Source organism: Shinella sp. HY16 (assembly GCF_028534175.1).
In the GTDB taxonomy this organism is placed as follows: Bacteria; Pseudomonadota; Alphaproteobacteria; order Rhizobiales; family Rhizobiaceae; genus Shinella.
Genome location: NZ_JAHYXL010000001.1, coordinates 996,456 through 1,011,812 on the forward strand (window position 1 = coordinate 996,456; position 15,357 = coordinate 1,011,812).

At 67.0% G+C, this 15,357-nt stretch carries 13 protein-coding genes; all 13 read left to right on the plus strand.

Annotated features, from left to right (window positions below; all coding sequences use genetic code 11):
• The first annotated feature begins 3 nt into the window (after positions 1–3).
• The gene (locus K0P03_RS04975; RefSeq protein ID WP_272789056.1) at positions 4–3,849 is read left to right on the plus strand and encodes a baseplate multidomain protein megatron; all 3,846 of its coding nucleotides are present in this window, start codon (positions 4–6) and stop codon (positions 3,847–3,849) included.
• Between the two features lie 15 nt (positions 3,850–3,864).
• The gene (locus tag K0P03_RS04980) at positions 3,865–4,074 is read left to right on the plus strand and encodes a hypothetical protein (RefSeq protein ID WP_023514098.1); all 210 of its coding nucleotides are present in this window, start codon (positions 3,865–3,867) and stop codon (positions 4,072–4,074) included.
• 92 nt (positions 4,075–4,166) lie between these two features.
• Positions 4,167–4,418 carry a hypothetical protein gene (locus K0P03_RS04985; RefSeq protein WP_023514097.1) on the plus strand — a complete coding sequence of 84 codons (252 nt, stop codon included), beginning with the start codon at positions 4,167–4,169 and terminating at the stop codon, positions 4,416–4,418.
• A 47-nt stretch (positions 4,419–4,465) separates the two neighbouring features.
• Positions 4,466–5,137, plus strand: a complete 672-nt coding sequence (locus K0P03_RS04990; RefSeq protein WP_023514096.1) for a response regulator transcription factor — start codon at positions 4,466–4,468, stop codon at positions 5,135–5,137.
• Entirely contained in the window at positions 5,127–6,545 is a 1,419-nt protein-coding gene (locus tag K0P03_RS04995; protein ID WP_023514095.1) for an ATP-binding protein, read from the plus strand. The genes K0P03_RS04990 and K0P03_RS04995 overlap by 11 nt, the downstream gene beginning before the upstream one ends.
• Positions 6,546–6,750: 205 nt before the next feature.
• Positions 6,751–7,182 (plus strand): putative outer-membrane lipoprotein, encoded by a 432-nt coding sequence (locus K0P03_RS05000; RefSeq protein ID WP_023514094.1) that lies wholly within the window; start codon positions 6,751–6,753, stop codon positions 7,180–7,182.
• Between the two features lie 188 nt (positions 7,183–7,370).
• Complete coding sequence (gene ccmI / locus K0P03_RS05005; RefSeq protein WP_272789057.1) at positions 7,371–8,510, plus strand: c-type cytochrome biogenesis protein CcmI; 1,140 nt, start codon at positions 7,371–7,373, stop codon at positions 8,508–8,510.
• Positions 8,507–8,956, plus strand: a complete 450-nt coding sequence (gene ccmE / locus K0P03_RS05010; protein WP_272789058.1) for a cytochrome c maturation protein CcmE — start codon at positions 8,507–8,509, stop codon at positions 8,954–8,956. The genes ccmI and ccmE overlap by 4 nt, the downstream gene beginning before the upstream one ends.
• On the plus strand, positions 8,953–10,938 hold the full coding sequence (locus K0P03_RS05015) for a heme lyase CcmF/NrfE family subunit (RefSeq protein ID WP_272789059.1): 1,986 nt from the start codon (positions 8,953–8,955) through the stop codon (positions 10,936–10,938). The genes ccmE and K0P03_RS05015 overlap by 4 nt, the downstream gene beginning before the upstream one ends.
• Positions 10,935–11,393 (plus strand): cytochrome c-type biogenesis protein, encoded by a 459-nt coding sequence (locus K0P03_RS05020; protein WP_272789060.1) that lies wholly within the window; start codon positions 10,935–10,937, stop codon positions 11,391–11,393. The genes K0P03_RS05015 and K0P03_RS05020 overlap by 4 nt, the downstream gene beginning before the upstream one ends.
• A 132-nt stretch (positions 11,394–11,525) precedes the next feature.
• Positions 11,526–13,100: a Do family serine endopeptidase gene (locus K0P03_RS05025; protein WP_272789061.1), complete on the plus strand. Its 1,575-nt coding sequence runs from the start codon at positions 11,526–11,528 to the stop codon at positions 13,098–13,100.
• A gap of 116 nt (positions 13,101–13,216) precedes the next feature.
• Positions 13,217–13,900: a response regulator transcription factor gene (locus K0P03_RS05030; protein WP_023514088.1), complete on the plus strand. Its 684-nt coding sequence runs from the start codon at positions 13,217–13,219 to the stop codon at positions 13,898–13,900.
• Positions 13,901–13,904: 4 nt separating this feature from the next.
• Positions 13,905–15,329: an ATP-binding protein gene (locus K0P03_RS05035; RefSeq protein WP_050743565.1), complete on the plus strand. Its 1,425-nt coding sequence runs from the start codon at positions 13,905–13,907 to the stop codon at positions 15,327–15,329.
• Positions 15,330–15,357: the final 28 nt, after the last annotated feature.

The following is a 15,357-nucleotide window of genomic DNA, read 5'->3' on the forward strand; positions in this document are numbered from 1 at the left end:
TCCATGGCGACACTTCTCTTCCAGGCCGCGGGCGCGACGCTCGGCGGCCTCTTCGGGCCGTTCGGCGCCATGCTGGGCCGGGCTGTCGGGGCACTGGCGGGCTCGGCGGTCGACCGCTCGCTGTTGGGCGGCATGACGAAGATCCCGGGCGCGCGGCTGAACGACGGGCGCGTTCCGGGGGCCGAGGAAGGCACGGCGATGAGCCGCGTCTACGGCACGGCGCGTGTCGGCGGCACGCTGATCTGGGCGACGCGCTTCGAGGAGGACGTCTCCGTCGAGCGCGCGGGCGGCAAGGCGAGCGGGCCGCGGGTCGAGACCTTCAGCTACTTCGCCAATTTCGCCGTCGGCGTGTGCGAGGGGCCGATCGCCGGCATAAGGCGCGTCTTCGCGGATGGGCGGGAGATCGACCTGACAGGCATCGAGATGCGCGTCCATCGCGGCACCGCCGACCAGGCGCCCGATCCGCTGATTCTCGCCAAGCAGGGAACGGGCAATGCGCCGGCCTATCGCGGACTTGCCTATGTCGTCTTCGAGCGGCTGCCGCTCGACACGTTCGGCAACCGTATCCCCATCCTGCAGTTCGAGGTACTGAGGCCGGTCGGCTCGCTGGAGGGCAAGGTGCGGGCGGTGACGCTCATTCCGGGTTCGAGCGAACACGGCTACGACCCGCAACTGGTGACGGAGAAGATCGCGGCCGGCAAGGCGCGCAACATGAACCGCAACACGCTGGTGGCGGCGACGGACTGGGTGGCCTCGATCGACGAGTTGCAGGCGCTGTGCCCCGGCCTCGAACGGGTCGGTCTGGTGGTTGCCTGGTTCGGCACGGACCTTCGGGCCGGCCAGTGCCGCATCCTGCCGGGGGTGGAGGTATCCGCCCGGCAGGAGGAGAGCAAGCCATGGACGGTTTCCGGCATCGCACGCGAAGACGCCTATGTGGTGAGCCGGGTCGAGGGTCGGCCGGCCTATGGCGGCACGCCCTCGGATGCGAGCGTGATTGCGGCCATCCGCGACCTGAAGGCGCGGGGGATCGAGGTCTATCTCTACCCGTTCCTGATGATGGACGTGCCGATCGACAACACGCTGCCGGATCCCTATGGCGGCGCGCGGCAGGCGCCCTATCCCTGGCGCGGGCGCGTCACCTGCCATCCGCCATCGGCCGACGGGACAGTTTTGGCGCGCGACCAGGTGAACGCATTCGTCGGCGCGGCCGGGGCGGGGAGTTTTGCCGTTTCCGGCGAGACGATCACCGGGCCGACCGGCGACGAGGGGTTCCGGCGGCTGATCCTGCACTATGCGCTGCTGGCGGAGGCCGCCGGCGGGGTGGACGGGTTCCTGATCGGCTCGGAAATGCGCGGGCTGACATGGCTGCGCGACGGGAGCGGGGCCTTTCCCTTCGTCGACGCGCTTGGCACACTTGCGGGCGACGTGCGGGCGATCCTCCGGCCGGGTACGAAGATCACCTACGGCGCGGACTGGAGCGAATATTTCGGCTACCAGCCGCCGGACGGCAGCGGCGAGGTGCGCTACCATCTCGACCCGCTCTGGGCGTCCCCGGCGATCGATGCCGTCGGCATCGACAACTACATGCCGCTGTCCGACTGGCAGAATGCCGACACGCTGGCCGGCAATCCGGACGGGTTCCGCCACTGCGAGGACATGGCAGCCATGCGCGCCATGATCGCGGGCGGGGAAGGTTTCGACTGGTATTACCCCGACGCGGCGGCGCGGGTGGCGCGCGAGCGTGTGCTTATCACCGACGGCATGGCGGGAAAGCCCTGGGTGTTCCGCTACAAGGACCTCGAGAGCTGGTGGGGCAACCGCCACTACGAGCGGGGACCGGGCGGAGCGGAACTCTCTGGCCACACGGCCTGGGTGCCGCGTTCCAAGCCGATCTGGTTCACCGAACTCGGCTGCCCGGCGGTCGACAAGGGGCCGAACCAGCCGAACGTTTTCGTCGATCCGAAGAGTTCGGAAAACGCGCTGCCCTATCATTCCGGTGGCGCGCGCAATGACAGCATTCAGCGGCGCTTTCTCGATGTGCATCACGGCTGGTGGCAGGGCGGCGGGCCGGAGGCGGGCATGGTCGATCCGGGCCATGTCTTCGTCTGGACCTGGGATGCGCGGCCCTATCCGGCCTTTCCCGAGGACACGGCGCTCTGGTCGGACGGGCTCAACTGGCAGCGCGGGCACTGGCTGAACGCGCGGCTCGGGGCCGGGACGGTGGCGGATGTGATCGCGGCCATCCTGAAGGATCACGGTTTTCACGATTTCGACGTCTCGGGCGTCGCGGGGGATCTTTCCGGTTTCGTACAGGCCGACCAGACCTCGGCGCGCGCCCTGATCGAGCCGCTGATGGAGGCGTTCCAGATCGATGCGCTGGAGGCGAACGGCAGGCTTGTCTTCCGCTCGCGGCTGAAATCTGCATTGCCACCGGCGCAGATCAGCGTGCTTGCCGAACGGCCGGAGGAGGCGCTGTTCGAGGAGAGCCGCGGGCATCTCAGCGATTTTGCGGGCGAGGCGATCCTCGATCATTTCGACGATTCGGGCACCTATGCGCGTGTGACGGCGCGCTCGCGCCGCATGGCGGGGGAGAACGATCGCGTGTTGCGGCTGGCGCTGCCGGCGGTGCTGCATGCGGGGGCGGCCGCGGCAAGCGTCGAGGCGGCGCTCCGCGACCAGCGGGCCGGGCAGCGGCGGCTCACCTTCCGCCTGCCGCCGACGGCGATGGGCGTGACGCCGGGCGACATCGTGCGGCTGGCCGACGGGCCGGAAGGGCGCTTCCTCGTCACCGGCATCACCGACGGGCTGGTGCGTGAGGTGGAGGCGCGGGCGATCGCGGCCGGGGAAAGCCCGGCGCCATTGCTGCTGGACGGCCGCGGGCGGGCGGTCGGCGGCGCGGGACCGGGGCCGAGCGATGGCTTCGCGCCGGACGTCGTTTTTCTCGATCTGCCGGTCCTCGGGTCGGGCGGGGCGCAGGACTTTGCGCGTGTCGCAGCCTATGCGCAGCCGTGGCGATCGATGATCGTGTCGAGTTCCGGAGGCAGCGAGGGCTACCGCAGCCGCGTGCGGCTGGACCGGCCGGCGCGGATCGGCACGTTGGTCGCACCGCTGGCGGCGGGCGTCGTCGGGCGGTTCGATCCGGGGCGGGCGGTCGTGCTCGACCTGCCCTCCGGCGGGCTTTCCGCGGTCGAGACGCTTGCCATGCTGAACGGTGCCAACCGGCTTGCGATCAGGGCCGGCAACGGGGCCTGGGAAATCATCGGCTTTGCCGGGGCGAGCGAGATCGCGCCGGGGCGGTGGCGGCTCACCGGGCTGCTGCGTGCCCTCAATGGCACGGAGGACGCCATGGCGTCCGGCCATGCAGCGGGCGCGCGGGCGGTGGTGCTGGACGATGCCGTCGTGCCGCTCGGCCTCGACGTGGAGGAGGTGGGGCGGCCATCGAACTGGCTGGTCGAGCCTGTCGGCATGACGCCGGGGCAGGCGGGACCGTTCGTCTTTGCCGGCGGGGAGCGGGCGCTGACGCCCCTGGCGCCGGTGCATCTGCGCGGCCAGCGGAACCTCGACGGTGCCGTGCGCCTCTCGTGGATCCGGCGCGGGCGGATCGATTCGGACAGCTGGCTGGCTGCCGAGATCCCGCTCGACGAGCCGGTGGAGGCCTACCGTCTCGATATCCTCTCGGGCGAGACAGCGGTGCGCAGCGTCGAGACCCCCGCGCCGGTCTTCACCTATCCCGTTGTCCAGGAGCTTGCCGATTTCGGGGCGCCGCAGGCGGCGCTCTCCATCCGCGTGCGCCAGCTCGGCCGGGCCATCCCGCTCGGCCTGCCGGCACGCGCGACGATCACCCTTTGACGGAAAGGAACTCCGATGAATGACGACGCGAAAGCCTGGTATCAGTCGCGCACCGTCTGGGGGGCGCTGGTCGCGATCCTCGCTTCGCTTGCCAATGCGGCGGGTGTCGAGGTGACGGCCGGGGACGAGGGGGAACTGGCCGATCTCCTCGTGGCGGCGGTGGGCACGCTGGGCGGGCTTGTGGCGCTCTACGGGCGGATTTTGGCGCGCCGGCGCGTGCGGTGAGGCGGCTTGACGATCCACAAGGCATTCATTTGCCATTCAGCGTGGATCGTTTATTGCTTGCATCACACTGATCCACACCCGAAAGTACATTCATGGCCTCGCCACTTCTCATAACCGCCCTTGCGGCCAGCATGATCCTCCCGGGTCCCGTCGAGACGGGCACTGCACGGGGCGTCGTCGAGGTCGCCGGCGATTGCAGCGACGCGGCTGCGCAGGTGGTTTCCCAGACGGGGGGCGAACTGCTCTCGGCGCAGCCGAAGGGCGATACCTGCGTGGTGACGGTGCTCGTGCCCGGCAAGGGCAATGCCCGGCCGCGCAAGGTGACCGTGCGCGTGCCGATGTAAGGCCTTCGGCCTTCGTGATGGAATGAGTGAGATAGGAAAGAGGGCGAATGCGCATCCTGGTGGTCGAGGACGATGTCAACCTGAGCCGGCAGCTCAGCGAGGCCTTGAAGGAATCAGGCTATGTGGTGGACCAGGCCTTCGATGGCGAGGAAGGCCACTATCTCGGCGATACTGAACCCTATGATGCCATCATCCTCGATATCGGCCTGCCGGAAATGGACGGGATCACCGTTCTTGAAAAGTGGCGTGCCGACGGCAAGACGATGCCTGTCCTTATCCTCACCGCCCGCGACCGCTGGAGCGACAAGGTGGCCGGCATCGATGCCGGTGCGGACGACTATGTCGCCAAGCCCTTCCATGTCGAGGAGGTGCTGGCCCGCATCCGCGCGCTGATCCGCCGTGCGGCGGGCCATGCGAGCCCTGACATCGTCTGCGGGCCGGTGCGGCTCGACACGAAGGGCTCCAAGGCAACCGTCAATGGCGAGACGCTGAAGCTGACCTCGCATGAATACCGGCTGCTTTCCTACCTCATGCACCATATGGGCGAGGTGGTATCGCGCACGGAACTGGTCGAGCACATGTACGATCAGGATTTCGACCGTGATTCCAATACGATCGAGGTTTTCGTCGGGCGCCTGCGCAAGAAGATCGGCGTCGACCTGATCGAGACTGTGCGCGGCCTCGGCTACCGGATGCAAGCCCCCGCCAATGGCAAATAAGGCCAGGCGCTCCCGCTCGCTCACTTTCCGCGTTCTTCTTCTCGCCTCGCTCTGGGCAGCGGTCGCGCTCATCGTCATCGCCGTCGTCATCTCGACGCTCTACCGCCAGAGCGCGGAGAAGAGTTTTCGTGATCTTTTGCGCGCGCAGCTCTACAACGTCATCAATTCCGTTTCGGCGGACGAGGAGACGCGGCTGACCGGCACGCCGCAGCTCGGGGACCTGCGCTTCTTCCAGCCGCAATCGGGCTGGTACTGGGTGGTCGAGCCGATCGGCGGGGCATTGGCGAGCGAGACGCTGACCTCTTCCTCGCTCGGAACGGGGAGCATCCCCATTCCCGATACCGACAGCATCCCCTTCGATACGCGCTACGAGCGCTTCTACACGACCATCGACTCCTTCGGTAACGAGGTGGAGGTGGGCGAGACGGAAGTGGTGCTCGACGATGAGGGGCGCACGGCGCGCTTCCGCGTCATCGGCAACCGCGATGTGCTGGAGGGCGATATCGATGACTTCTCCGGGAGCCTCTATCTGGCGCTGGCCGGCTTCGGCGTGGGCAGCCTGCTTCTCAACGCGGCGGCGATCCTTATCGGCCTGAAGCCGCTCGACCGGGCGCGCAAGGCGCTGGAGAAGATCCGCGCGGGGGAGAGCGAGCAGCTCGACGGCGATTTCCCGCGGGAGATCCTGCCGCTCGCGAGCGAGGTGAATGCGCTGATCGACAGCAACCGGCGCATCGTCGAGCGGGCGCGCATGCAGGTCGGCAACCTTGCGCACTCCCTGAAGACGCCGATTGCGGTTCTCCTCAATGAAGCGCGGCTGCTCGCCGCCCCGCAGGGCGATCTCGTCCGCACGCAGGCCGAAGCCATGCAGAGCCAGGTGCAATCCTATCTCAACCGCGCCCGCATCGCCGCCCAGCGCGAATCCGTGCTGGCACGCACCGAGACGCAGGCCGTTCTGGAGCGGCTGGTGCGCGTGATGCGGCGGCTCAATGCCGAGCGGCAGTTTCCGCTGACCGTCGACCCGCCCGGGCTGGTTCTGGCGATGGAACAGCAGGATGTCGAGGAAACCGTCGGCAACCTCCTGGAGAATGCCGCGCGGTACGCCCGCACGACGGTGGCCGTGCGCGCCTCCATGGCGCCTGCCGAGGTGCGCGGCAACGACGATGCGCGCAAGAACTGGATCGTCATCGAGGTGGAGGACGACGGGCCGGGGCTGGAGCCGGACGAGATTCGCGAGGCGATGAAACGCGGCAAGCGGCTCGACGAGAGCAAGCCGGGCACCGGGCTCGGCCTCTCCATCGTCAGCGAGATCGCCTCGGAGTACCAGGGAACCTTCGGGCTTTCGCGCGGACCGCGCGGCGGGTTGCTGGCGCGGCTCGTGCTGCCGGCCGTCACAAAGGATGTTGCCTGAGGCGGCGGACAATGCAACAAGGGAGGGGCTCGCGAATATGAGGATCGCGACGTGGACGAAGTGCCGGGAGGGCGTGTCGCTTCCGGGACCAGGCCAACAGGAGCGCGCGGCGGTTTTGCAACCGCATTTGCGTGGAAACGGAAAGCTAGAGCGTTTTCGCCGGCGGGTGAAGGCGCTCTCTCATGAAGAGAGACGGTCCCAGCGGATGAAGACGGGTTTGCGCGGCGCCTTTTTCCCCTTCCTTCTGGCAACAGCGACGGTTTCGGGATGCACGACCACATCGGGCGGCGCGGCCGGCACCGGTGGTAAGCCTGTTGCAGCCGGTGCGGGTGTTTACATCACGGCGCTGCAGGGTGGGCTCGTCAGCCGCAATGCCGGTGGCGCCCAGCTCTCCAAGGCGGATATGCAGCGGGCGCTGGAAGCCGAATACCGCGCGCTGGAAGCGGCGCCCGGCGGCCAGCCCGTCGTCTGGCAGGGCAAGGGCGTCGGCGGATCGGTGGTCGCGGCTGCGCCCTATCAGGTCGGCTCGCAGAACTGCCGGCAGTACAGCCATACGGTGACCGTAGAGGGCCGGGACACCGCGACACGCGGCGCGGCCTGCCGCAATGCGGACGGGGCCTGGGCGCCGCTGTCATAGCCTCCTGTTTCCGGCGGCCTCCCGTTGCCGGAAGGATGCGAGGCCTTTCGCCCTGATCGGCGCCGCTTCGGCTGGAAATGCGTAAACGCAAGCCTGATCGTTCGACGGTTGCGGCGAAACGCCTCAAATTCACGTCATCGTTCCCTGGGGAATTGGAAACGTTCGCGCGTTCCAGTATTTGAACGGTCATGTTTTTCTGGATTCTCGTCGCCATCATGACGGCCGCCGTGGCCGCCGTCCTCCTTCTCCCCTTGCTGCGCCGCCCCGTGGTGGCCGCGGACGATGCCGGCCATGACGTCGAGGTCTATCGCGACCAGCTTGAAGAACTGAGGCGCGACGAGGCGACCGGGCTTATCGGCGCGACCGAGGCCGAGCTTGCCCGCGCGGAGGTCGCGCGCCGGCTGATCGCCGCCAGCAAGGCCGAGGCGAAGGGCAGGGCAAGCCCCGCCGAGCGCAGAAACCGGCTGGCGCAGGCTTTCGTGATCCTCCTTCTGCCCGCCATCGGGCTCTGTCTTTACATCGCGACCGGCCGGCCGGATCTTCCGGCCCAGCCGCTCGCAGAGCGCCTTGCCAATCCCGGCAACGACATTTCCGTCCTGATCGCCAAGGCGGAGAACCACCTGGCGCGCAATCCGGACGACGGCGCGGGCTGGGATCTTCTGGCGCCGATCTACTATCGCAGCGGCCGGGTGGAGGATGCGGCAAATGCCTTCTCCCAGGCGATCCGCCTGCTCGGGCCGACGCCGGAACGGCTGGACGGCTATGCGGAAACGCTGATCGCCCAGTCGAACGGCATCGTGACCGCCGAGGCGCGTGCCCGGCTGGAGCAGTCGCTGGCGCTGAAGGCGGACAATCCGCGTGCCGAATATTATCTGGCGCTGGCGCTGGAGCAGGAGGGCAAGCGCGCCGAGGCGCGCGCCGCCTTCGAGGCAATGGTGAAGGAAGCGCCGGCCGATGCGCCCTGGCTGCCGCTCGTCAACCGGCATATAGCCGGGCTTGCCGGGGGAGAGGGCGGGGTGGTTGCCGGCACCCTCGGCAATCCGACCGCCGACGACGTGGCGGCGGCGCAGGATCTGTCGGCGGGCGACCGCCAGCAGATGATCGCCGGCATGGTGGAGAGCCTTGCGGCGAAACTTCAGGAGAACCCTGATAATATCGAAGGATGGACGCGCATCATCCGTTCCTATGTTGTGCTGGATCAAAGGCCGAAGGCCGAAGCCGCGTTACAGACGGCGCTGAAGACCTTCCCGGCCGACAGCGACAACGGCAAAGAGCTTCTGGCGCTTGCCCGGGACCTATCGATTTCGGCTGAGGGCAGCGGACCATGACTCGCAAGCAGAAACGTCTGGCAGTGATAAGCGGCGGTATCGCCTTCCTGGTGGCGGCGGTGCTGCTCGTCATGTTCGCCTTCAGCCAGTCCATCGCCTACTTCTATGTGCCCGGCGATCTCGCCAAGGCCAATGTCCCGCCGGGAACGCGCATCCGCCTTGGCGGGCTCGTGGAGGCCGGCACGGTCAAGCGCGGCGAGGGCTCCACCATCACCTTTACGGTGACGGATACGCTCTCGACGGTGCCGGTGACCTATACGGGTATCCTGCCGGACCTCTTCCGGGAGGGGCAGGGCGTGGTGGCGGAAGGCGCCTTCGGTACGGACGGGCTCTTTCTCGCCGACACGGTGCTCGCCAAGCATGACGAGACCTACATGCCCAAGGACGTCGCGGACCGCCTGAAGGCGCAGGGCGTCGAACTTTCCGGCAAGGAAACGATCAAATGATCATCGAGCTTGGACACTATGCCCTGATCCTCGCGCTGGCGACCGTCATCGTCCAGTCGATCCTGCCGCTGGTCGGCACGATCCGCAACGACCGCGCGCTGATGGCCGTGGCGCCCGCCGCGGCGCTGGCGGGCTTCCTCCTCGTGCTCTTCTCCTTCTCGGTGCTGACCTTCGCCTATGTCGTCTCGGATTTCTCGGTCGGCAATGTCTGGGAGAATTCGCACTCGCTGAAGCCGATGATCTACAAGATCACCGGGGTCTGGGGGAACCATGAGGGCTCGATGCTGCTCTGGCTCCTCATCCTGGTCTTCTTCAGCGCGCTCGTCGCCACCTTCGGCGCCAATCTGCCGGAGCGACTGCGCGCCAATGTGCTGGCCGTGCAGGGCCTCATCTCGACCGCCTTCGCGCTGTTCATCCTGCTTACCTCCAACCCGTTCCTGCGGCTCCAGCCGGCGCCCGCCGAGGGGCAGGACCTCAATCCGGTGCTGCAGGATATCGGCCTCGCCATCCACCCGCCGCTGCTCTATCTCGGTTACGTCGGCTTCTCCGTCAGCTTCTCCTTCGCCATCGCAGCGTTGATCGACGGGCGGATCGACGCGGCCTGGGCGCGCTGGGTGCGGCCGTGGACGCTGGCGGCCTGGAGCTTCCTCACCGCCGGCATCGCGATGGGCTCCTACTGGGCCTATTACGAACTCGGCTGGGGCGGCTGGTGGTTCTGGGACCCGGTGGAGAACGCCTCCTTCATTCCCTGGCTCGCCGGCACGGCGCTGCTGCATTCGGCGCTCGTCATGGAAAAGCGCGAGGCGCTGAAGATCTGGACGGTGCTGCTGGCGATCCTCACCTTCTCCATGTCGCTGCTCGGCACCTTCCTGGTGCGATCCGGTGTGCTCACCTCGGTGCATGCCTTCGCGACCGATCCGACGCGCGGCGTCTTCATCCTCGCCATCCTCGTCTTCTTCATCGGGGGCGCGCTGTCGCTCTTCGCCTTCCGGGCGGCGACGCTGAAGGCCGGCGGACTTTTCGCGCCGATCTCGCGCGAAGGCGCGCTCGTTCTCAACAACCTGATCCTGACGACCGCGGCGGCGACGGTGCTGACCGGCACGCTCTATCCGCTGGTGCTTGAGGCGCTGACGGGCGAAAAAATCTCCGTCGGCCCGCCCTTCTTCAACCTCACCTTCGGCCTCCTGATGCTGCCGCTGTTGCTGGCGGTGCCGTTCGGTCCGCTGCTTGCCTGGAAGCGGGGCGACGTGTTCGCCGCCGGCCAGCGCCTCTTTGCGGCGGCGGGAATCGGCCTTGTCCTCGCGGCGGTGGTCCTCTACATCCAGAACGGCGGGCCGGTGCTTGCCTATTTCGGCCTTGCCATCGGTTTTTACATGATCGCCGGTGCGATTACCGACCTGTGGCTGCGCGCCGGCGTCGGCAAGGTGGCGCGCAATGTCGCCTTCCGCCGCTTCATCGGCCTGCCGGGCTCGGCCTTCGGCACGGCGCTCGCGCATATCGGTGTCGGCGTGACGGTCGTCGGCGTCATCGCGGTGACGGCCTTCGAGACGGAGCATGTCGTCGAGATGAAACCCGGCATGCAGATCGAGGCTGGCGGTTATACGCTGACCTTCGACGGCATGCGCCGCGGGCAGGGGCCGAACTATTCCGAGGAATCGGGCCATTTCACGGTGGCGCGCGGCGGTGTCGTCGTTACCGACGTCTGGTCGTCCAAGCGGCTCTATACCGCTCGCCGCATGCCGACGACGGAAGCGGGCATCCGCACCTTCGGGCTCAGCCAGCTCTATGTTTCGCTCGGCGATGCGATGGCCGACGGCGGCATCGTCGTGCGCGTCTGGTGGAAGCCGATGATCCTCTGCATCTGGATCGGCACGCTGATCATGATGGCGGGTGGCATTGTCTCCCTGTGCGACCGGCGACTGCGCGTCGGCGCGCCGCAGAAGGTGCGCAAGGTCAAGCCTGTGCTGGAGGCGGCGGAATGATGCGCCGCCTGCTCCTCGCCTCGGCCTTCCTGCTTGCCGCGGCTCCCGCCTTTGCGGTCAATCCGGACGAGGTGCTGGCCGATCCGGCGCTGGAGGCGCGCGCGCGGGCGCTTTCGGCCGAACTGCGCTGCATGGTCTGCCAGAACCAGTCGATCGACGATTCCAATGCGGAGCTTGCCCGCGACCTAAGGCTTCTCGTACGCGAGCGGCTGAAGAACGGCGACAGCGACGAGGCGGTGATCGAATATGTCGTCTCGCGTTATGGCGAGTTCGTGCTGCTGAACCCGCGGCTGCGCGGCGAGACGCTGCTCCTGTGGGGCGCGCCGATCGTGCTCTTCCTCGCGGGCGCGGCAGCGATGGTGCTCTTCGTGCGCAAGCGCGGCGGAAAGCCGACGGGGACGCCGCTTTCCGAGGCGGAAAAAGCAGAACTGGAACGCGCCCTCAAGGGGGAATAGGCGTCCGCGCCCGGAATTGTCCAACATTACCAAAAATTCATGCGGCGGATAGTGTGCTGTAATGTGCAGGCGCCTATCTCTTGATCATCCGCTGCCAAACGCAGCCATGAAGTGAGAGAAAAGGTGCAAAGAATGTCCAAGATTTCCGCATTCCGTCCGGGTCTCAAGACCGTCCTGAGGACGACCACCGTCGCCGGGCTTGCGGCCGTCATGCTTGCCACCGGCATTCCCGCGCGCGTCACCGAGAGTTTTGCACAAGCCGTGTCGGTGCAGGGTCCGCAGGTTGCGAGCTTCGCCGATGTCGTGGAGGCCGTCTCGCCGGCCGTCGTTTCCGTTCGCGTCCAGTCCGACATCAAGCCGGCCAATGACGAGAGCAATTTCAGCTTCAACTTCGGTGGCCGGGGCCTCGACGAGCTTCCCGACGATCACCCGCTGAAGCGTTTCTTCCGTGAATTCGGCGGCCCCGACCAGTTCCAGGGCGACCGTGGGCCGGATCGTCGCTTCGGAGAACGCGGCGACCGTCGCGGCCGTGACCGCAAGCCACACCTGCGCCCGACCTCGCAGGGTTCCGGCTTCTTCATCTCCGAAGACGGCTACATCGTCACCAACAACCATGTCGTCAATGACGGCAGCGCTTTCACCGTCGTGATGAACGACGGCACGGAGCTCAATGCCAAGCTCGTCGGCAAGGACAGCCGTACGGACCTTGCCGTGCTGAAGGTCGAGGAGAAGGACAAGCGCAAGTTCACCTATGTGAGCTTCGCCGATGACAGCCAGATCCGCGTCGGCGACTGGGTCGTTGCCGTCGGCAATCCGTTCGGCCTCGGCGGCACGGTGACGGCCGGCATCATCTCGGCCCGCGGCCGCGACATCGGCTCCGGCCCCTATGACGACTACCTTCAGGTGGATGCTGCCGTGAACCGCGGCAATTCAGGTGGCCCGACCTTCAACCTCAACGGCCAGGTCGTCGGCATCAACACCGCGATCTTCTCGCCGTCGGGCGGCAATGTCGGCATCGCCTTCGCCATTCCGGCATCCGTCGCCAAGGGCGTCGTCGCCGACCTGATGAAGGACGGCAAGGTCGACCGCGGCTGGCTCGGCGTGCAGATCCAGGCGGTGAGCCGCGACATTGCCGACTCGCTCGGCCTTGCGGACGCCGCCGGTGCGCTGGTCGTGGAGCCGCAGGCCGATTCGCCCGGCGCCAAGGCCGGTATCAAGAAGGGCGACGTGATCACGGCGCTCGATGGCGAGCCGATCAAGGATCCGCGTGACCTTGCCCGCCGCGTCGCCGACATCGCGCCCGGCAAGAAGGTCGACCTTTCGGTCTGGCGTGACGGCAAGTCCGAGACGATCCCGGTCGAGATCGGAACGTTGGCCGGCGAACAGATCCAGGCAGCGACGGGCGCCGAGGAAGCCGAACCGGAAGCCCCGGCTGCCGAGCAGGCGCTTGCCGATCTCGGCATTTCGGTCACCCCTGACGACAAGGGCCTGACGGTTTCCTCCGTCGATCCGGACTCCGACGCCAGCGACCGCGGCCTGAAGCAGGGCGACCGCATCACCTCGGTCAACAACCAGCCGGTAAAATCGGCCGACGACGTGGTGAAGGTTCTCGATGGCGCCCGCAAGGACGGCCGCTCCAAGGCGCTGTTCCAGATCGAGACCAATGACGGCAGCCGCTTCCTGGCCCTGCCGATCGACCAGGGCTGAGCGGTTCCGCAATCCCGCTTGACGGCGCCGCGAAATCGCAAGGTTTCGCGGCGCTGCCGTATCCGGACGATGGCGCTCTGGCCAAGTCCTGCCGAACATGCTGTAAGGTCCTGACGATGAAGATATTGATTGTGGAAGACGATCTGGAGGCGGCCGCCTATCTCTCGAAGGCCTTTCGCGAGGCGGGCATCGTGCTCGACCACGCGAGCGACGGTGAAAGCGGTCTCTTCCTCGCCACCGAGAACAGCTATGACGTCCTTGTCATCGACCGCATGCTGCCGCGCCGCGACGGCCTGTCGCTGATCTCGGAGCTGCGCCGCCGCAACATCCATACGCCCGTGCTCATCCTCTCCGCACTCGGCCAGGTCGACGACCGTGTGACGGGGCTGCGTGCCGGCGGCGACGACTATCTGCCGAAACCCTATGCCTTCAGCGAGCTCCTGGCCCGTGTGGAAGTGCTTGGGCGCCGCAAGGGTACGCCGGAGCAGGACATGGTCTACCGCGTCGGCGATCTGGAACTCGACCGGCTGTCCCACACGGTCAAGCGTGGCGGCAAGGAGATCCTGCTCCAGCCACGCGAGTTCCGCCTGCTCGAGTATTTGATGAAGAATGCCGGTCAGGTCGTAACGCGCACCATGCTGCTGGAAAATGTCTGGGACTACCATTTCGACCCGCAGACCAACGTCATCGACGTCCATGTCTCGCGGTTGCGCTCGAAGATCGAGAAGGACTTCGACCAGCCGCTGCTGCGCACCGTGCGCGGCGCGGGATACATGATGAAGGACGAGGCGGCGGGCTGACCCCATGCATCGACTGCTCGGCAGGCTGACCGCCCTTTATCGCACGACCGCGGTCCGGCTTTCCGCGGTCTATCTGCTGCTGTTCGCCATCTGTGCGGCCTTTCTCGTCTTCTACGTCTCCTCCATGTCGGAACGGCTGCTGCGCCAGCAGATGCGCGAGGCGGTGGCACAGGAGGTCGAGCAAATCGAGCGTATCTTCGACAGCAACGGCATGAACGGCCTGTTGCGCACGCTCGAGCGGCGGGCCCGCCAGCCGGGCGCCAACCTCTATATCATAGCGAGCCCGACGGGCGAGGTTCTGGCTGGCAACGTCGCCTCGCTCCAGCCCGGCGTGCTCGACACGGAGGGCTGGACGGAGACGCCCTTCCGCTACCAGCGTTACCAGGAAGAGGCGCGCGGCAGCAACCGGCCGATGGCCTATGCGCAGGTCATCGTGCTCTCCAACGGCCTGCGTGTGCTCGTCGGCCGCGACCTCGGCGAGCCGGAGAATTTCCGCTATCTCGTGCGCCAGGCGCTGATGGTGGCGCTCGGCGTCATGGGCTTCGGGGCGCTCGCCATCTGGTACCTGATCGGGCGCAATGCGCTGAAACGCATGGACCGCATGTCCGGCGCGAGCCAGCGCATCATGGCGGGCGACCTCTCTCAGCGGCTGCCGACCAGCGGCTCGGGCGACGAGTTCGACCGCCTGTCGGAATCGCTCAACACCATGCTCGGCCGTATCGAGAAACTCGGCGAAGGCCTCAAGCAGGTCTCCGACAACATCGCGCACGACCTGAAGACGCCGCTGACCCGGCTGCGCAACAAGGCGGAGGCGGCGCTTGCCGGCGGCGAGCGGGCCGACTACCGCGCGGCGCTGGAGGAAATGATCGGGGAATCCGATCAGCTCATCCGCACCTTCAACGCGCTCTTGATGATTTCCCGCGTCGAGGCGGGCCAGGCGCCGGCGGAGATGAGCGCGATCGACATCAGCGGCATCGCCCAGGACAGCGCGGAACTCTACGAGCCGGTGGCCGAGGACAGCGGCCTGAAGCTGGTGACGGACATTGCCGACGGTATCGAGGTCAAGGGCAATCGGGAGCTCGTCGGCCAGGCGCTCGGCAATCTCATCGACAATGCGATCAAATATGCCGAGGGCAGCGGCGGCGAGCCCGAGATCCGCATTTTCCTCGAGCGGCGGCAGGGTGATGTCGTGCTCTCGGTCGCCGACAGCGGCCCGGGCGTGCCCGACGACAAGCGCGAGGATGTCGTGAAGCGTTTCGTGCGGCTCGATGCCAGCCGCTCCAAGCCCGGCACGGGCCTTGGCCTTTCGCTGGCCGGCGCGGTCATGGAAATGCACCATGGCCGCCTTGAACTCGACGCGACCCATCCGGAACGGGAAAACAATCGGGGGCTGACGGTCAGGATGGTTTTCCCCGTCGTTGCGGACTGATACACCTCTTCGCGCCGGCCTTTCCGGT